Below are 17325 nucleotides of genomic sequence, written 5' to 3'. Positions count from 1 at the left end.
ACACGTCATGCAGAACCACTGGGTCGTCGACCTGAGCTTCGACGAGGACGAGTCCCGCACCAGCTGCACCGCCTCGCTCAGCGGCTTCAGCGCCCCCGGGGCCCAAGGCACCGGCGAGGCCCGCCGCAACCCGACCGACGACGGCGACAGCGTCATCGGCGAGGAACTGGCGGCGGCACGCGCCTGCCACGACCTCGCGCACCAACTGGTCGGCCGCGCCGCCGCCGGCATCGAGGGCCACACGCACGTCCCCGCGCACCTGGCGCTCTGAACTCCCGCGCGGGCCGGGCCAGTCCACGGTCGGTGATCTTTTCGGACCGCCGAACCGGCAGGTAGAGTGCGGCGATCAGTCGTGCCCACGGGGGGCACCAGCGAGACGAACACCGGTGACCGCATGACCGTCTGGACCCGGCCCGCCCTGTGGTGGCGCTGCGCCATAGCCCTGTCCGCGTTCCTGGGGATCTACCTCAGCAACAGCTCGCTGGTGTACTTCACGCTGCAGAGCAACGTGCTCGTGGTCGGGTACTTCCTCGGCGCGGCCTACTGGATGGTCAAGCGCGGCACCGTCGACGCCCCCGCGCCCCGGCTGCGCGGCGCGGTCGTCCTGTACATCACCATCACCGGCATCGTCGCGCACGTGCTGCTCAACCACGGCGAGAACCCGCTGCCCGGCCTGGTCTCCGGCCCCGACCGCCTCCAGCACTGGTCGAGCTTCTTCCTGCACTACACCACCCCGCTGATGGTCCTCGCGGACTGGCTGGTGCTCTCCCCCCGCAACGCCTCCCGCTGGCGCGACCTCCCGCTCTGGCTCTCCTACCCCCTCGGCTACGCCTTCCTCACCGAGGCCCGCGCCATCGCCTTCCCGGACTTCCCCCTCCGCTACCCCTACTTCTTCCTCGACCCCACCGAGAAGGGCTACGGCTGGGTCGGCCTCCAGATGATCCAACTCACCCTCGAATTCGTCGTCCTCGCCGCCCTCGTCGTCGCCCTCGACCGCCTCGGCACCAAACTCCGCCGCACCCCCGCGGCCCCCGCAGAGGCCTGACGCGTCAGCGGGTGGAGCCCATGGTTTTCGACACTCTCGCGGCGGTGGCGGCGACGACCGGGCCGAGTTCGCGGGCGCGGGCGGCGGTGATGCGGGAGGTGAGGGCGGAGGTGGAGATGGCGCCGATGACGGTGTTGTTGTGGTCGAAGACCGGGGCGGCGATGCAGCGGACCTCGGGTTCGTTCTCGCGGTCGTCGACGGCGTAGCCGCGGGTGCGGATGCGGGTGAGTTCGGTGCGCAGGGCGGCGGCCGAGGTCAGGGTGCGGGGGGTGATCGCGGGGAGGCCGTGGGCGATCACGGTGGCGATGGCGTCCTCCGGCATCCAGGCGAGCATGGCCTTGCCGACCGCGGTGCAGTACATGGGGGCGCGGCTGCCGATCCGTGAGGCCATCCGGACGGCGGTCTCGTTCTCGACCTTGTCGACGTAGACCACGTACGGCGCGTCGGGGACGCACAGGTGGACGGTGCCGCCGACCTCGCGCATCAGCTGGTGGGCCTCCTCGGAGGCGGCGGTGCGCAGGTCGAGGGTGGCCAGGTAGGCCTGGCCGAGCTGGAGGGCGCCGGGGCCGAGCCGGAAGTGCCCGGTGTCGCGGTCGCGGGCCAGCAGTTGGGCGTCGACCAGCGGCGCGGCGAGCCGCAGCACGGTGGACTTCGACATGCCGAGGCCGTCGGCGAGCGCGGTCAGGCTGAGGTCGCGGCCGGCCGCGGCGTGGTCGCGGACGTGTTCGAGCACCGCCAGGGCGCGGCGCAGCGACGCGGACTGGTTGCGTTCCGGCCGGTCGGCGGGCCGGCTGTCGGCGGCGGTGCTGCTGGTCATGGGGTGTGACGCTACGGCGCGCCGGGGTCCGGTGCCAGATCCGCAGCACATCGTTTTGCAGTGCAGAACTTTCGCGCTCTGCTCTTGTCGGCGTGCCCGGCGGCTTTCTAATGTCCCGCTCACACCGATCCCCCACCGCATGTCCGAGTTTTCTCCGGATCGTGCAGGTACATCCCGCTTTTCGGCGAGGAGATGACGTTGAGCATGAAGAAGCTGGCCCGTGGTGCCGCCCTTGCCGTGCTGGCGGGCACCGTGGCCACGGCCTGCGCGCCGGGCACCGCCAAGACCGCCTCGTCGGAGGACAAGCAGACCGGCACCGTGAAGGTCTGGCTGTACGACGAGGCGAACCGGGCGCCGAAGGAGCAGGTGGTGGCGCAGGCCGTCGCCGACTTCAAGGCGAAGCACGCGGACGTCGAGGTGCAGGTGTCGTACATTCCGACGGATGCCGGTCCGCGCGCGGAGAAGATGAAGGGCGCGTTCAACGACCCGTCCTCCGCGCCGGACGTGGTGGAGTTCGGCAACACCGACCTGTTCGGCTACACCGCCTCGGGCGGCCTCGCCGACATCACCTCCGACCTGGCGAGCTGGGAGGAGGGCAAGGACCTGCCGCAGGACCTGAAGGACACCGCGGTGGTGGACGGCAAGACGTACGGCCTGCCGTGGTGGCTGGGCGTGCGCGCGCTGTACTACCGCACCGACGTCTTCACCGAGCTGGGCCTGTCCGCGCCGACCACCTACGCGGAGCTGAAGTCGGCGGCGGAGAAGGTCCGTTCGGCGCACGGCGACATGCTGGGCATCGCGGTGGGCGGCAAGTACACCTTCGGTGCGCTGCCGTTCGTCTGGGCGAACGGCGGTGACCTGGCGACGGCGAACGGTTCGGCGTACACCTCGGCGATCGACTCGGAGAAGTCGCAGGCCGGCGTGAAGGCGTACACCGACCTGTTCACGGACGGGATCTGCCCGGCGCAGCAGTGCGCCGACCTGACCGGCGGCAAGACGGTGGAGTCGTTCGCGGCGGGCAAGGCCGGCATGGCGATCCTGCCGAACTCCTCGCGCAGCGCGGTGGAGGCGGGCGCCGCGAAGGGCAAGTACGCGATCGTTCCGCTGCCGGGCACGGCGGCCGGCCAGGTCGCGCCGGCGTTCTCCGGCGGCAACGACCTGGGCGTCATGAAGTCCACCCAGCACCGCAGCCTGGCGGTCGACTTCATCAAGGAACTCGCCTCGAAGAAGAACCAGTTGGCGCTGTTCGACGCGATGGGCAACCTGCCGACGCTCACCTCGGCGCGCGCCGAGGTGGTGCAGAAGCAGCCGTGGCTGAAGCCGTTCACCGACACCATCGAGGCGGGCACCAAGTTCGTCCCGAAGGACGCCGCCTGGGCGAAGATCGACGCCCAGAACGTGGTGCCGACGATGCTCCAGAAGGTCATCACCGGCAAGGCCGACGTGGCTGCCGCGACCAAGGAGGCGGCGGCCTCGATGAACTCCTCCTTCAGCGGCAAGTAGCCGTCGACCCGGCGTCAATCTGTAGGAACGAAACGGAAGTTGTCGATGCCTGCCACGACCGTCACCGCCCGGGCGGACCACGGGGACTCCCCGGTCCGCCCGACGGGCGGCGCCCCCGCGAAGGGCCGCCGCCGATCCGGGCCGCTCGCCCGGATCCCCGTCCCGCTGTGGCTGCTGCTGCCGGCCGCGCTGGTGCTGATCCCGCTGTTCGGCTATCCGCTGTACCAGTTGGGCCTGCTGTCGGTGCTCAAGTTCGGCCAGCCGCAGGCGTCCGGCGGGGTGCCGACCGAGTTCGTCGGACTGTCCAACTACACGGACGTGCTGGGCGATGCGCAGTTCTGGTCGGTGCTCGGCCAGACCCTGGCGTTCGCCGCGTTCTGCGTCGTCGCCACCCTGGCGGTGGGCACGGTGTGCGCGGTGCTGCTGACCCGGGTCGGCAAGTGGCCGCGGCTGCTGCTGATGTTCGGCGCGCTCGGCGCGTGGGCCGCGCCCGCGATGACCGGCTCCACGGTGTGGATGTTCCTGCTGGACACCAACTCCGGCCTGGTCAACGAGATCCTGGGCACCCAGGGCCACAACTGGATGTACGACAAGTGGTCGGCGTTCGCGATGGTCGCCGTGGTCGTGGTCTGGCACAGCTTCCCGTTCGTGATGATCACCCTCTACGCGGGCATCCAGGCCATCCCGGACTCCGTCCTGGAGGCCGCCCGCCTGGACGGCGCCGGCACCGCCACGATCTTCCGCAGGATCATGCTGCCGATGCTGCGGCCGCTGCTGGTGATCGTGGTCATCCAGTCGATCATCTGGGACTTCAAGGTCTTCACCCAGATCTACGTGATGACCGGGGGCGGCGGCATCGCCGGCCAGAACCTCGTCCTCAACGTGTACGCCTACCAGAAGGCGTTCGTCGCGGAGAACTACAGCCTCGGCGCGGCGATCGGCGTCCTGATGACGCTGATCCTGCTGGCCGTCACCGCCGTGTACATCCGCAGCCTGCGCCGCTCCGGGGAGGAACTGTGAAGCGTGACAACCGCGTCCTGAGGCAGGGCGCGAACGTGCTGGCGATCGTGCTCGCCCTGCTGACGGTCTTCCCGCTGTACTGGATGGTGCTCTCCGCGCTCAAGCCGAAGGGCGAGATCACCTCCGCGCATCCGCGGCCCTGGACGTTCGCTCCGACGCTCGACAACTTCCGCAACGCACTGGGGGTTTCGGGCTTCGGACGGTACTTCCTGAACAGCATGGCGGTCGCCGTGGTCGTGGTGGTGGTCTCGGCCGCGATCGCGTTCCTCGCGGCCGTCGCGCTGTCCCGGTTCAAGTTCCGGTTCAGGACCACCATTCTGATCATGTTCCTGGTCGCGCAGATGGTCCCGGTCGAGGCGCTCACCATCCCGCTGTTCTTCCTGGTGCGCGACATCGGCACGGTCGCGCCCGGTTTCGGCCTCTCCTCGCTGGGCGCGCTGATGCTGGTCAACCTGGCGTTCTCGCTGCCGTTCGCGGTCTGGATGCTGCGCGGCTTCGTCGCCGCCGTCCCCGAGTCGCTGGAGGAGGCCGCCCGGATCGACGGCGCGAGCCGCTTCACCATCCTGTGGCGCATCCTCTTCCCGCTGGTCGCGCCCGGCCTCGCGGCGACCAGCGTGTTCTCCTTCATCACCGCCTGGAACGACTTCGTGTTCGCCAAGACGCTGATCCTGGACACCGACCACCAGACCCTGCCGGCGGCCCTGATGGTGTTCTTCAAGCCGGACGAGAACGACTGGGGCGGCATCATGGCGGCCTCCACCCTGATGACCGTCCCGGTGCTGATCTTCTTCGTCCTCGTCCAGCGGCACATGGTGTCCGGCCTCGGCGGCGCGGTGAAGGACTGACCTTCCGGCCGCCGTCGGCCGCCGCCGGCTACCCGGCCCAGGCGGCGAACGCCTGGTGGAAGCCGGGGAAGGTCTTGCGCACGCACCCGGGGTCGTCGAAGGTGATCCCGGGCGTGCGCAGCCCCGTGACCGCGAACGACATGACGATCCGGTGGTCGCCGTGGGTGGCGATCTCCGCCGCCTTCGGCGTCCCGGGCCGGATCTCGATCCAGTCCCGCCCGGTCCGCACGTCGATGCCGAGCCGCCGCAGGTTCTCCGCGCAGGCGTCCAGGCGGTCGCACTCCTTGACGCGGGTGTTGTACACGTCCTCGATCCGCACCGGGCCCGAGGCGAACGGCGCGATCGCGGCGAGGGTCGGCATGGTGTCGGAGATGTCCCGCATGTTGACGGTGCCGCCGGTCAGCGCCCCGCCTTTGACGGTGGTGGCGTCCGCTCCGACCTCCACCTCGGCGCCGAGCTTCTCCAGCACCTCGACGAACCGCAGGTCGCCCTGCAACGCGTTCCGCCCCAGCCCGCGCACCGTCACCTCACGGCCCGTCACCGCGGCCGCCGCGAAGAAGTACGACGCCGTCGACGCGTCCGGCTCGATCGCGTACCGCGTCGCCGTGTAGCCGCCCGGCGGCACGTGGAAGGTGTTCCCCTCCCGCTCCACCTCGACGCCGAAGCTGCGCATCATCGCGAGCGTGATCTCGACGTACGGCGCGGAGACCAGATCCGTCACCCGGATCCGCAGCCCGTTCTCCGTCAGCGGCCCGAGCAGCAGCAACGCCGTCAGGTACTGCGAGGACAGCCCGGCGTCCAGCGTCACCTCCCCGCCCTTCACCCCGTCCGTCCGCACACTCAACGGGTGATGGCCGTCCTCCCCGTGGCACTCCACCTCAACGCCCAACTCCCGCAACGCCGTTGTCAACGGCCCCAGCGGCCGCCGCCGCATCTGCGCCGACGCGTCGAAGTGGAACGTCCCCCGCCCCGCCGCGACCAGCGCCGGCAGGAACCGCGCCGTCGTCGCCCCGTCCCGGCAGAACACCCGCGCCCCGTCCACCCCCGGCCCCGCCGGCCGCCCCCCGACCCGCCACTCCCCCGCCCCGCGCGCCACCTCGTACCCCAGCGCGAGCAGCCCCTCCGCAAACCCCTCCGTGTCGTCCGACACCAACGGCCGCACCAACGCGGTCGTCCCGTCCGCGGCCGCCGCCAGGAACAACGCCCGCGCAGTGACCGACTTCGAACCGGGTATCTCGACGAACGTCATGGAGGCACTCCCACACCAACGACAACAGAACCACCCCCGATCCTGCCCTGCCCCACCCACCCGAGACAGCCCGTCTTACACCTCGGACACCCTCCCTGGAGATTCGCCTCAGCTGCCCGAGCTCGCCAGCACATTGGCCAGCGCCCGCTTGTTCGTGATCCATTTCGTGTCACCGGCGGAGACCATGTAGTGAACGGCTTCGAGGACGGCATCGTCGGCTACGGCGGGCTTGGCGAGGTGTGCTCGCATGTAGTGCTTGAAGAGCGCGGGCAGTTGGTCCGGCCGAGTTCCAGTCTTGGCTCTCAAGGAGAAGATCGGGAGGAACCACTCTGCGAAGCCGTCCTTGATCTCCCAGGTGGCGCGGTATGCCTCGTGCAGTGGTTGCAGGCTTGCCGTGTTGTCGTACGGGAGGTGGCCGTGCAGGGCGTACTGAAGCCGTATGCCGTTGTGTTCGCGGAAGTGCTGGCCGTGGGCGGCGATGTGGTTGGCCGCATTCTGGGTGATGGTCATGACGGCCACCTCCGCCCGGTGCTGCCGGGCTGCGGCGAGGACGGTGGCGTGGATGCCGACGCGCGGGTCGAGGACGAGGCCGTTGAGCCCGAAAGGCGAGAGGTCGATGCCGTGGTCGCGGGTTCGGGAGAGGATCAGGCGCGGGGCGACGTTGGCGACGGTGTGCTGGAGGTGCTTGGGCTGCTGGCGGTGGCTGGCGTGGATGTCCGAGCGGTCGAGGACGGGGCGGTCCTTCGCGAGTTCGGCGACGAGGTGGAGGCCGGTGCGGTCCCGGGTGTCGGTGCTGGCGCAGGCGTTGCAGGGGTGGCCGCCGGTGCCGGTCATGTGGCCGCAGGCCCGGCAGGTGGGGACGGTCTCGCGGCTGATGGTGAGGGTGCCGGCGCGGAGGTTGTTCTCGATCATCTCCAGTGTGAGGTTGGCGACCTCGGCGTCGGTGTCGGTCAGGATGCCGCCCACCGGGGACCGTCCGGACATGTACTTGGCGGCAATCAGGTCGGCCTCGAACTGCTGACGGGGGATCGCCGGCCCGTCGGCCTGGCGGTGGCGGAGGTCTCCGGCGAGGGTGACGGTGTTCCACAGGTGGGGTGCGGGCGGTGAACCGAGGATGGCGTTGAGTGCGGCGGCGAGGCGGATTCCGACGGCCTTGCCGGGGCGGGTCGCGAAGGTGAAGAGCCCGTTCTGGACAGGCCCGTTGAGGAACAGGTGTCGCACGGGCTCCTCCTAGATCGGCGGGGTGGTGGTTCCCGTCCGGGTGAACCGGCCGTCGTGCAGCTCGTAGTGGAGGATCGCGGCATTGGGCATCTTGCCCTTCCGCTCCTCGGCGAGGATCTCCGGCAGGCTGCGGAGTTCGAGCAGGGATCTGATCGCCACTGCGGCGGTCTGGTGGGTGAAGGCAACAACCGTGCGCGATTCTTGTAGTTCGGCCTGGGCGAGGGCGGCGAACTCGGCGGCCCGGTTGAGCACGCCCTCGGCGAGCGACTCGCCGCCGCCCGGCGCGGTCCAGACGTGCTTGCGCAGGCGGCGGTCCTCGGCGAGTGCGGGGTAGCTCTCGTAGAGCTCGCGCTTGGTCATGTAGGTGGCGTCGCCGTAGTGCTGCTCGTCCAGGAGCGCGGTCTGCCGGGGCCAGCCATCGGGGAGGGCGGGCAGAGCAATCGCGGCGGTGTCGATCGCCCTGCGGTAGGTCGAGGTGTAGACGTGCGGCGCGGGGCCGACGAGTTCCGGCATGACCCCAGCCAGCCACTGGGCCTGCCGGAAGCCCCGCGGGGTCAGGCCTACGATGGTGCGGGAGCTGGCGTGCGCGGCGGCTCCGCTGTAGGGGCGGGGGTCCTGGTAGAAGCCGCGGTACTTGTCGGCGTTCTCGACGGACTCGGCGTGCCGGACGACGAGCAGAGCCACGGTGCAGTTCCTATCCGGCGAGGTTGGCGACGTAGGAGCCGCTGACGGTCCAGGGGGTGAGTTCGATGCCGAAGCCGCTGTGTTCGCCGTCCTGGGTGTGGACCAGCTTGCCGGCCAGGTGCACGGTGTCGCCGGATCGGAACGCTCCGGTGTAGGCGCCGAGGTACGAGCGCATGTGGGTGATCCTGCGGGCGAAGGAGTCGGCTTCGTCGATGGTCGAGTTGAGGATGGTCTCGACCTTGATCCCGTAAATGGCCGGGGTAGTGAGGCCCTCGGCGTGGTCGGTGATCTTGGCGAGAAGCGAGATCTCGCCGATCTCCTTGGAGGAGATCCGGGCGAAGGTCTTGTCGCGGTCGGAGCGGATGGGCTCACAGTTGATGTGCGAGCCGGCACCAGCGGTGAGCCCTTGTAGCTTGCGGCGTTCCTGTTTGATGAGGGCGTCGAAGGAACTGCCCTCCATGTACTTGGCCCGACGGATGTACAGCCGGGTGAGGTCGTCTCCGTCGTACGGCCGGATCAGGTCGGCCTGTTGGAACAACTCCTGTGCGGCCTGGTAGCCGTCGGGTCCGTAGCAGACGAGGTCGATGTCCGAGCGCTCGTTGAAGCAGCCGACGAGGAAGGAGCCGGTGACGCCGATCAGGCCCTGGGCACCGTTCGCGGTGATCCGCTCGGCGATCGCCAGGAGGTCCTTGCCGACAGGGTTGTCGGCGACCGCGCCGGGGTCCTCGTGGATGGCGGCGAGGGCCTGGCGGCAGGAGTAGTGGACGGCCACGTCCTCGCGCGGGATGCCGGTGATGACACAGCCGAGAGTGTCGGAGTAGACGTAGCACTCCGGCCGGTCGGCCAGGATGCCGAACGACTTCGACACCACGCTGTTCTGCCGGTACGTCCGATCGAACAGCCGCCGGTCGCCCTTCTCGTCCGGGTGGTACTTGACGTAACCCAGGTAGTGGCTGCCCGGGTGGCTGTCGCCGATGACCTTGAACACGACTCCGTGGTGGTCCATCAGGTAGTCACGGTCGCGGACGGTGGGGATCGGGCTACCGGTGCTCAGCGGCGAACCGTTCCAGAGTGGGGAAGGCGCCGGTGTCGATCGTGCCGGACGACTCATACTGATCGAGTCCCCTCGTGAAAAGGGCGCGGCGGTACTGCCACTTGATGTGCTTGTCGTGCCGCGCGGGGTCGGTGGGCCGCATGAGGGCGAGGAAGAAGAAGCACTTGACGAGCAGGAAGTCGCCCAGGTGCTCGCTCACCCGCTGCCCGATCAGGGACGCGGTGGTCTCGTCGAGGGCGGCAACGTAGGCGGCGCGCTGTTCCGGGGCGATGCTGTAGCCCTTGCCGCCGCCCTTGAACGCCACGATGTCGAGCGCAGGGTAGACGTCGTAGCCGAGCGGGACCGGTCCGTGGTGCTGCCAGTCGATAACCCCGGCCCGGAGGACGTTGGGCAGGCCGTAGTCCAGGTGCCCGTGCACCATCGGGAGTTGGGCCAGCCGGTCGAGGGCATGCTTGACCGCCTCGTGGACGCGCGGGGTGTCGAAGTCCGGGTTCTCCTCGAAGACCTCGGCCGCGAAGGCCGCCTTCTCGAACCACGACGTGGCTGGGAGGGGGTGCCTCGCCTGGGCCTGGAGGAGCTTCGACGCGACGGCAGCCGCCGTGCTGATCACCTGGCAGCTGACATGACCGTCCCGCCCGGCGTCGGCCAGCGCCTCCTCGTGCAGCGAGCTGTCGCCGATGGCGCGCTCGACGACGAAGTAGCGACCGTCCTCCGAACCGCTGTCGACGATCTCCGGCACCGGGTAGCCGAGGCCGGCGGCCAGCTGCTGGAACTCCGCCTCCGCGCGCAGGTCCTCGCCACCGGTCCGCTTGTAGAGCAGGCCGTCGGCCGACCTCCACACCGCGCCTTGGGTGGCGGTTCTGTCCTTCACGAACTCCCAGTCGCTCATTCATCCGCCTTTCCGAAGTGCCGAAGCGGCTGTCCCACTCATCCCGTCCACCTGCGGTTGCTGCGCGCAGTCCGGCGGGCCGCTTCCGCGCGGGCCCTGTCATTGCGGTTCGCCGCGTGGACGTCGCCGGGGTCCGCGGCCCACTGGTCGCCACCGGCCGGCGGGGCGAGCACGAAGCGGCCCTGCTCGTCGGTCGCGCGGTACTCGCCGACCCGGTCGGCCCGCACGTCCACCACCAGGGCGCCGACCTCGGGTGTGCGCAGCACCTGCACCACGCTGCCGGCCCCGTGGCCGGCCCGGATGACCGAGAACCCCACGTCGAGTGCGAACGCAATCCCGGCGACGACCGCCGGAGGCACCCCGCCGAGCTGCACCAGGACCTCCCCGGTGAAGGCCGACTGGCCGTCAACTCCGAGTGACGGCAGTGCGATGCCTTCGGTCGCGAGCACGGCCCGCAGCTCCTCGCACGCATCGCGCGCTTCGTCGCGTCGGGCCCGGTGAAGGCGGGTCAGCAGAGAATCGGTCACGGCGGCACCGCCTGTCTCGTCGCTTCGCGATGATTACTTTCCGTGCTTCAATCGTGGCTGCTCGGCACCGCCCGGGGAAGCAACGGCGGCACAACAACCGAACTGCTCAGAGGTGACCGATGGTCAGCCCCAAGAAACTTGACCCCTCCAGCTCGCCCGCGGCGTTCTACGGGAGCGAGCTGCGCCGGCTGCGAGAGAGCGTCGGCATCTCCCAACAAGCCCTCGGCGAGCGTGTGTTCGTCTCCGGGGCCTACATCGGCCAGTTGGAGAACGCGACGCGACGGCCACAGCTGGACCTGTCGCGCCTGATCGACAAGGAGCTCGGCACCGGCGGTCACCTTGAGCGCCTTCATCCACTGCTGCGGCACTCACGAGTCGCCGAGTACTTCGTGGAGGCGGCTGAGCACGAGGCCCGCGCGCGAACCATCTCGGAGTATGCGGCCCTGGTGATACCTGGGCTGATCCAGACGCGAGAATATGCAGAAGCGATCTTCCTCGGCGCTCAACCACTCCTGAAGGAGAACGAGCTGGCCGATCGAGTGGCCGCGCGCCTGGAACGACAGAAGATCGTCGAGGACCCAACAGGCCCCGTGTTGTGGATGATCCTCGACGAGGCGGTCCTGCGCAGGGTAGTCGGTAGCAGACAAGTCATTGCGGATCAACTCCGCCACATCATTCGGCTGATCATCGAGCGTCATGTCATCGTCCAGGTGGTGGAGTTCGGGGCCGGTGCCCATGCCCTACTCGAAGGACTGATCACCCTGATGACCTTCGAAGATGCGCCGCCTTTGGTGTACGTGGAAGGGCCACACATCGGCCACCTGATCGACGAAACCGCTTTGGTGGCGAAATGCCGCCAGTCCTACGATTTGGTGCGGGCCGCCGCACTGTCACCAGAGGCGTCCCTGGCCCGGATCAAGTCGGCTGTGGAGGAACACAAACATGCGAGCGACCCCCAATGAGTCCGCCTCGCCGCGACGCTGGCGGAAGAGCAGTTACTCCGGAGGCAACGGCGGCACATGCGTCGAGGTGGACGATGCCAACTTCGGCCACGTCCGCGACTCCAAGGACCCGAACGGCACCGTCCTGACGTTCGCTCCGGCGGCGTGGGCCACCTTCGTGTCGGCCGTCACCGACGGGGAGTTCGGCGCCGTCTGAACCGCGAATCGATGCAGGCCCCGCCGCCCCTCTTACCGGGGGACGCTGTTGTTCATTCGGGCCTGCGCATGACGTCGGCCTTCAAGACCCCGTTGTGGCCTTGAAGGCCGACGTTGTCGTTCGGGGTGGGTGTGGATCGAGGACTCCCGCTTTCCGAAGGCCTGGGCCAGGGCTGCCGGATCGGCAGGTACGGATCCAGGACCCGCCCCGCACCGTCGCGACCACCGAGCAGGAAGAAGCCACCATGCAGCACCGCGTCCGCGCCGTCCTCCTCACCCCGAAGCACACCATGCTGCTGATCAAGCGCGTCCGCCCCGGAATCGACCCGTACTGGGTGATCGCCGGCGGCAAGATCGAGCCGACCGACGCGAGCCCCGAGGAGGCCCTGCTGCGCGAGGTCCGCGAGGAGATCGCCGGCGAAGCCCGGATCGTCGGCCTCCTCCACACCGTCGAAACCGCCACCGACCACGAGGACTTCTACCTCGCCACCGTCGAGAAGTGGAGCTTCGAGGACCGCACCGGACCTGAGTTCTGCCAGGAAGGCCGGGGCGAGTACCTCCTCGAAGAGATCCCCCTGACCACCGACGCCCTCGACGCGGTCAACCTCCTGCCCAAGGACTTCGCGGCCGTCCTGCGCGACGCCGTCGAACGTGGAGAACTCCCCGTCGCCCGTTGACCGTAGAAGCAGAAGGCCCCGCTGCCCCTCTTCCCGGGGTGGCGGGGCCTCGCTCGGTTCTCCGCTCGGCAGTTGCTACGCCGTGCGGGCGATCTCCTCGTGGGTGACCGGGTGGGCGAAGGGCAATCCGTCGACGTAGCGGGCGAGTTCGTCGGCGGCGGCGGCGGCCATGCGGTGGAGTTCGCCGCCGAGGGAGCCGGCGACGTGGGGGGTGAGGAGGACGTTGGGGAGGTCGTAGAGGGGGGAGTCGGCGGGGAGGGTCTCGGGGACGGTGACGTCGAGGATGGCGTCGATGCGGCCGGTGATCAGTTCGGCGGTGAGGGCGTCCTGGTCGATCAGGGAGCCGCGGGAGGTGTTGATCAGGGTCGCGCCGTCGGGCATCAGGGCGATCCGGCGGGCGTCCACCAGGTGCCTGGTCTCGGGGAGTTCGGGGGCGTGCACGCTCAACACGTCGGAGCGGGTGCACAGTTCGTCCATGGAGACCAACTCGGCTCCCAGCGAGGATGCTTGAGCAGGCGTCACATACGGGTCGTGCAGCAGGAGTTCGAAGTCATAGGGCGCGAGCAGTTCCAGCACCCGCCGCCCGATCCGGGAGGCGCCGACGATGCCGACGGTGCGGCGGTAGTTGCCGGTGGCGGCGTACGCGGCCTGCCAGTCGTGGGGGGCCCGCCGGGAGCGGTAGTCGGCGGCCAGGCGCAGCACCGGCTTGTTGCTGAACAGGACGGCGGCGACGGTGAATTCGGCGACCGGCAGGGCGTTGGCCCAGGCGGCGGAGGTGATGCCGAGGCCGCGGTCCCAGCAGGCGTCGGTGATGTGGTGCTTGACGGAGCCGGCGGCGTGCAGGACGGCGCGCAGGCGGGGTGCGGCGGCCAGGACGGAGTCCGTGAGCGGGGGGCAGCCCCAGCTGCTGATGAGGACCTCTGCGGAGGCGAGGGCCGCCGCACCCTCCGGGGAGGTGAAGTCGTCGATGACCAACTCGGGGTCGAGGTCGGCGAGTTCGACCAGCCGGGCCATGGTGTCGGGGGAGATCAGCCGGGCGGCGAGGTCGCGGTGCATGGCGAGCAGGGCGCGCGGGCGGGTCCGGACAGTGGCGTCGGAGGGCGGTGCCTCGGCGGGCGCGGAGTTGGGCATGGCGGGGCTCCCCAGAAGGCGCAGTGGAAAGGAGGAGGGGGGTTTACTTGACGCTGCCGGCGGTCATTCCGGCCTTCCAGTGGCGCTGGAGCACCACGAAGGCGATGACCAGCGGCAGGACGGCGAGCAGCGAACCGGTGACCACCAGCGGGTAGTACTCGGGGAAGGCGTGGGTCTGGGCGTTCCAGGTGTACAGGCCGAGGCTGACCGGGAAGAGCCGGTTGTCGGAGAGCATGACCAGCGGCAGGAAGAAGTTGTTCCAGATCGCGGTGAACTGGAACAGGAAGATGGTGACGAAGCCGGGCATGACCATCTTCAGGCCGATCGACCAGAAGATCCGCAGTTCGCTCGCGCCGTCCATCCGGGCGGCCTCCAGGGTCTCGCCGGGCAGGTAGCCGGCGCAGAACACCCGGGCCAGGTACACCCCGAACGGGTTGACCAGGGAGGGCAGCAGCACCGCCCAGTAGGTGTTGACGATGTGCAGCTGGGAGGCCAGCAGGTACATCGGCAGGGCGAGCGCGGTGGTCGGCACCAGCACGCCGAGCAGCACGACGCCGAACAGCTTCTCCTTGCCGCGGAAGCTGTAGACGTGGAACGCGTAGCCGGCGCCGACGCAGATCAGCGCGCACAGCAGGGCCCCGATCCCGGCGTACAGCAGGGAGTTGAGGTACCAGCGGAAGTAGATGCCGTCGCCGGTGGTGGCCAGGTCCTGCAGGTTCTGGCCGAGGTGGAAGTTGTCGGCGCCCAGCGAGCGGCCGCCGATCAGGTCGGCGGTGTTCTTGGCGGAGGCGGTGATCAGCCAGCCGAGCGGCAGCAGGGTGTACAGGGTGGCCAGCGCCAGTGCCCCGTTGACGGCGGTCTTGGACAGCGTCCAGGGGCGGCGCGGCTTTCCGGGCTCCGCGGTGTCGGCGGCGGGGCGCACGGGGGTGAGGGTGCTCATCGGGCGGTCTCCGTCCGCTTCTCGGCCCGCTGCCGGGCCGGCTTCGAGGTCCGCTTCTCGTCGCGGTCGCGGGTGAAGCGGGTGACGACGAAGGACAGCGCGGCGGCGACCAGGGCGAGGAGCACCGAGGACGCGGCGGCCAGGCCGTAGTCGTTGCGTTCGAACGCGGCGGCGTAGGAGTACATGTTGGGGGTCCAGGTGGAGACCACGCCGGGGGCGACGTCGTGCAGGATCACCGGTTCGGTGAACAGCTGGAGCGAGCCGATCACGGTGAACAGTCCGACCATCACCACGGACGCACGGATCAGCGGGATCTTCACGCTGAACGCGGTGCGCAGCGGCCCGGCGCCGTCGACCACGGCGGCTTCCAGCACCTCGCGCGGGATGGCCTGCAGCGCGGCGTAGAAGATCACCATGTTGTAGCCGGTCCACTCCCAGACCGCGATGTTGACGATCGCGGGCAGCGGGTGCCCGAACACGTCGACCTGGGCGCCGGCCGAGTTGAGCGCGTCGACCACGGGGCTGATGCCGGGGGTGTAGAGGTACGTCCACACCAGGGCGGCGATGATGCCGGGGACGGCGTGCGGCAGGAACAGCGCGAGCTGGAAGAACCGCTTGGCGCGGGCCAGCGCGGAGTCCAGCAGCAGGGCGACGGCCAGCGACAGGCCGAGCATCAGCGGGATGTACAGCAGGCAGTACTGGGCGGTGTTCCAGAAGCCGTCGCGGAACGCGGCGTCGCCGAGCGCCCGGGTGTAGTTGCCGATGCCGGTGAACACCTGGGTGGTGGTGCCGCCGAAGCCGAGGCCGGAGCGGCGCTCGCTGAACAGGCTGAGGTAGACGGCGTAGCCGATCGGGATCAGCGTGCAGGCGGTGAACAGCGCCAGGAACGGGGCGAGCAGGACGATCGGGGCGCCGAACGGGGCCCGGCGCCTGCGGGCGCCCGCCGCAGCGGCGGAACCGCCCCGGGCGGCGGCGGAGGTGCCGCCGCCCGGGACGGGAGTGGTGCCGGACATCAGCCGGCCACCTTCAGACCGCGGTTCTTCAGCTCGGCGAGGGTGGCCTGCTGGGCGGTGTCGACGGCGGACGGCACGGTGGTGCCCTGGCCGAGCTTGCCGAAGGCGTCCTTCATCGAGCTGTTGGTGGCGCCCATGGTCGGGCCCCAGGCCCAGTTCGGCTTGATGGCCTTCGCGGCGTCCTGGTAGACCGCGTAGATGTCCTGGCCGCCGTAGAACTCGGTCTTGAACGCGGCCTTGGCGACCGGGACCAGCTCGGGGTCGGCCGGGTACGCGGAGGAGGAGCCGGAGGCGATGCGGGCCTGGATGCCCTCGGGGGTGGTGGTCGCCCAGGTGGCGAACTCGACCGCGGCCTTGGCCTTCTTGCTGTCCTTGGAGACGGCGAAGGTGGTGCCGCCGAGCATGCCGGAGGCGGGCTGGCCGTCCCAGCTCGGCATCGGGGCGACCGCCCACTTGCCGTTCTCCGACGGGTCGGTGCCGAGGGTGGACTTCAGCACGCCGCCGCCCCACGCGGCGCCGAGGTACGCGGCGGTCTCGCCCTTCTGCAGCGAGGCGGTCCACTGCTGGCTGAACGAGGGCTGGACGCGGATCAGGTCGTCGGCGATCAGGCCCTGCCAGTAGTCGGCGACCTTCTTGGTCTCGGCACCGGCCATGTCGACCTTCCAGCTGTCGCCGCTGGTGCCGAACCACTTGGCGCCGGCCTGCCAGACCATCGCCTCGAAGGTGCTCGGGTCGTCCGGGAAGAACGTGGCGATGCGGGTGTTGGCGTCGGCGGCCTTCAGCTTCGCCGCGGCGCCCTTGAACTCGTCCCAGGTCTTCGGGACCGCGACCCCGGCCTTCTCGAACAGGTCCTTGCGGTAGTACAGGGCCTGCGGGGAGGCGTCCAGCGGCAGCGCCCAGGTGGAGCCGCCGAGCGTGGTCAGCTCCATCGACTGCGGCAGGTACTTGCCCTTGAGGTCGGCGGAGACCAGCTTGCTGATGTCCTGCACCGCGCCCTGGCTGACGAAGTCAGGCAGCTGCGGGTACTCGACGTTGAAGATGTCGGGGGCGTTGCCGGCCTTCACCGCGTTGGAGATCTTGGCGTAGCCGCCGGCGTTGCCGGACGGGATCTCCTCGAAGGTGACCTGGATGTTCGGGTGGGAGGCGTTGAACGCCTGCACCACGTCCTTGGTGCCCTTGGCCCAGCCCCAGAACGTGATCGAGACCGGCTTGCCGTCGCTGCCCGCGTCGGAGGCCGAGGCCGACTTGTCGCCGTCGCTGCCGCACGCGGCGAGCAGGGTCACGCCCAGGACGGTGGCGGTGGCGGCGGCGGCGAGACGGAGGGCTCTGCGGCGGTGGAGAGCGGGAGAGGACATGGCACGGCTCCTGTGGGGGTCCTTGAAACGCCGGGTAGGTACCCGATCACCCGATTTGAGCAGGTCGGGCCGGGTTGATCGCTATCTTGGGACGGCCCCCGATCAGACGTCAAGGGATTGGGATCAAATGATCTGTAGTGATCAATCGCATCTGCCCTGTTGAGCGCCGTTCACCTTGGGTTTTCGGCGTTTTCCGGG

19 protein-coding genes are annotated in these 17325 nt (G+C 69.5%); 8 read left to right on the top strand and 11 right to left on the bottom strand.

Translation table 11 applies throughout. The annotated features are described in order from the left end of the window. Nucleotides 1-7 precede the first annotated feature (7 nt). Together ACFV4P_RS18585 and ACFV4P_RS18580 are read left to right on the top strand one after the other, a co-directional pair. Complete coding sequence (locus tag ACFV4P_RS18585; protein ID WP_380472354.1) at nucleotides 8-271, top strand: DUF1876 domain-containing protein; 264 nt, start codon at nucleotides 8-10, stop codon at nucleotides 269-271. 123 nt (nucleotides 272-394) lie between these two features. Next, on the top strand, nucleotides 395-1045 hold the full coding sequence (locus tag ACFV4P_RS18580) for a Pr6Pr family membrane protein (protein ID WP_380472353.1): 651 nt from the start codon (nucleotides 395-397) through the stop codon (nucleotides 1043-1045). Nucleotides 1046-1049: 4 nt separating this feature from the next. Here ACFV4P_RS18580 and ACFV4P_RS18575 read toward each other — a convergent pair whose 3' ends face one another. Then, complete coding sequence (locus ACFV4P_RS18575; protein ID WP_380472351.1) at nucleotides 1050-1862, bottom strand: IclR family transcriptional regulator; 813 nt, start codon at nucleotides 1860-1862, stop codon at nucleotides 1050-1052. Between the two features lie 204 nt (nucleotides 1863-2066). Between ACFV4P_RS18575 and ACFV4P_RS18570 the strand changes: the two genes are divergently transcribed. The 3 genes from ACFV4P_RS18570 to ACFV4P_RS18560 are packed head-to-tail and all read left to right on the top strand — an operon-like array spanning nucleotide 2067 to nucleotide 5230. Beyond that, a complete protein-coding gene (locus ACFV4P_RS18570) occupies nucleotides 2067-3365 on the top strand; it encodes an extracellular solute-binding protein (protein WP_380472600.1) in 1299 nt (432 codons plus the stop codon). Nucleotides 3366-3410: 45 nt separating this feature from the next. Then, nucleotides 3411-4385 (top strand): carbohydrate ABC transporter permease, encoded by a 975-nt coding sequence (locus ACFV4P_RS18565; protein ID WP_380472349.1) that lies wholly within the window; start codon nucleotides 3411-3413, stop codon nucleotides 4383-4385. After that, nucleotides 4382-5230, top strand: a complete 849-nt coding sequence (locus ACFV4P_RS18560) for a carbohydrate ABC transporter permease (protein ID WP_073813339.1) — start codon at nucleotides 4382-4384, stop codon at nucleotides 5228-5230. Before ACFV4P_RS18565 ends, ACFV4P_RS18560 begins: the two co-directional genes overlap by 4 nt. Before the next feature lie 28 nt (nucleotides 5231-5258). Here ACFV4P_RS18560 and aroA read toward each other — a convergent pair whose 3' ends face one another. The 6 genes from aroA to ACFV4P_RS18530 all read right to left on the bottom strand — a co-directional run bounded on the left by aroA (nucleotide 5259) and on the right by ACFV4P_RS18530 (nucleotide 10776). Further along, nucleotides 5259-6479 carry a 3-phosphoshikimate 1-carboxyvinyltransferase gene (gene aroA, locus ACFV4P_RS18555; protein ID WP_380472347.1) on the bottom strand — a complete coding sequence of 407 codons (1221 nt, stop codon included), beginning with the start codon at nucleotides 6477-6479 and terminating at the stop codon, nucleotides 5259-5261. Between the two features lie 108 nt (nucleotides 6480-6587). Further along, nucleotides 6588-7700 carry a hypothetical protein gene (locus tag ACFV4P_RS18550; RefSeq protein WP_380472345.1) on the bottom strand — a complete coding sequence of 371 codons (1113 nt, stop codon included), beginning with the start codon at nucleotides 7698-7700 and terminating at the stop codon, nucleotides 6588-6590. 9 nt (nucleotides 7701-7709) lie between these two features. Further along, nucleotides 7710-8384: a histidine phosphatase family protein gene (locus ACFV4P_RS18545; RefSeq protein WP_380472343.1), complete on the bottom strand. Its 675-nt coding sequence runs from the start codon at nucleotides 8382-8384 to the stop codon at nucleotides 7710-7712. Nucleotides 8385-8394: 10 nt separating this feature from the next. Further along, the gene (locus ACFV4P_RS18540) at nucleotides 8395-9390 is read right to left on the bottom strand and encodes a nucleotidyltransferase domain-containing protein (protein ID WP_380472341.1); all 996 of its coding nucleotides are present in this window, start codon (nucleotides 9388-9390) and stop codon (nucleotides 8395-8397) included. Nucleotides 9391-9424: 34 nt separating this feature from the next. After that, nucleotides 9425-10327: a phosphotransferase gene (locus ACFV4P_RS18535; protein ID WP_380472339.1), complete on the bottom strand. Its 903-nt coding sequence runs from the start codon at nucleotides 10325-10327 to the stop codon at nucleotides 9425-9427. A 38-nt stretch (nucleotides 10328-10365) separates the two neighbouring features. Then, nucleotides 10366-10776 (bottom strand): hypothetical protein, encoded by a 411-nt coding sequence (locus tag ACFV4P_RS18530; RefSeq protein ID WP_380472337.1) that lies wholly within the window; start codon nucleotides 10774-10776, stop codon nucleotides 10366-10368. A gap of 197 nt (nucleotides 10777-10973) precedes the next feature. On the opposite strand from ACFV4P_RS18530, the gene ACFV4P_RS18525 reads away from it, so the two are divergent. From ACFV4P_RS18525 to ACFV4P_RS18515, 3 genes are all read left to right on the top strand, one after another. Beyond that, complete coding sequence (locus ACFV4P_RS18525; RefSeq protein WP_380472335.1) at nucleotides 10974-11816, top strand: Scr1 family TA system antitoxin-like transcriptional regulator; 843 nt, start codon at nucleotides 10974-10976, stop codon at nucleotides 11814-11816. Continuing rightward, complete coding sequence (locus tag ACFV4P_RS18520; protein ID WP_380472333.1) at nucleotides 11797-12012, top strand: DUF397 domain-containing protein; 216 nt, start codon at nucleotides 11797-11799, stop codon at nucleotides 12010-12012. The genes ACFV4P_RS18525 and ACFV4P_RS18520 overlap by 20 nt, the downstream gene beginning before the upstream one ends. A 244-nt stretch (nucleotides 12013-12256) precedes the next feature. Further along, nucleotides 12257-12688 carry an NUDIX domain-containing protein gene (locus tag ACFV4P_RS18515; RefSeq protein ID WP_380472331.1) on the top strand — a complete coding sequence of 144 codons (432 nt, stop codon included), beginning with the start codon at nucleotides 12257-12259 and terminating at the stop codon, nucleotides 12686-12688. Between the two features lie 75 nt (nucleotides 12689-12763). Here the strand turns inward: ACFV4P_RS18515 and ACFV4P_RS18510 are convergent, their stop codons facing one another. From ACFV4P_RS18510 to ACFV4P_RS18495, 4 genes are read right to left on the bottom strand one after another with little or no spacing between them, the layout of a single operon-like run. Next, nucleotides 12764-13819 (bottom strand): hydroxyacid dehydrogenase, encoded by a 1056-nt coding sequence (locus ACFV4P_RS18510; RefSeq protein WP_380472329.1) that lies wholly within the window; start codon nucleotides 13817-13819, stop codon nucleotides 12764-12766. Nucleotides 13820-13862: 43 nt separating this feature from the next. Then, nucleotides 13863-14759: a carbohydrate ABC transporter permease gene (locus ACFV4P_RS18505; RefSeq protein ID WP_380472327.1), complete on the bottom strand. Its 897-nt coding sequence runs from the start codon at nucleotides 14757-14759 to the stop codon at nucleotides 13863-13865. Further along, nucleotides 14756-15772: a carbohydrate ABC transporter permease gene (locus ACFV4P_RS18500; RefSeq protein WP_380472325.1), complete on the bottom strand. Its 1017-nt coding sequence runs from the start codon at nucleotides 15770-15772 to the stop codon at nucleotides 14756-14758. The genes ACFV4P_RS18505 and ACFV4P_RS18500 overlap by 4 nt, the downstream gene beginning before the upstream one ends. Continuing rightward, nucleotides 15772-17127 carry an ABC transporter substrate-binding protein gene (locus ACFV4P_RS18495; RefSeq protein WP_380472323.1) on the bottom strand — a complete coding sequence of 452 codons (1356 nt, stop codon included), beginning with the start codon at nucleotides 17125-17127 and terminating at the stop codon, nucleotides 15772-15774. Before ACFV4P_RS18495 ends, ACFV4P_RS18500 begins: the two co-directional genes overlap by 1 nt. Nucleotides 17128-17325 lie beyond the last annotated feature (198 nt).

The sequence above is a fragment of the Kitasatospora sp. NPDC059795 genome, from assembly GCF_042732175.1.
Classification (GTDB): Bacteria; Actinomycetota; Actinomycetes; order Streptomycetales; family Streptomycetaceae; genus Kitasatospora.
Note: the sequence above shows the minus strand (reverse complement) of the source record. Positions and strands in the feature narration are given on the sequence as shown.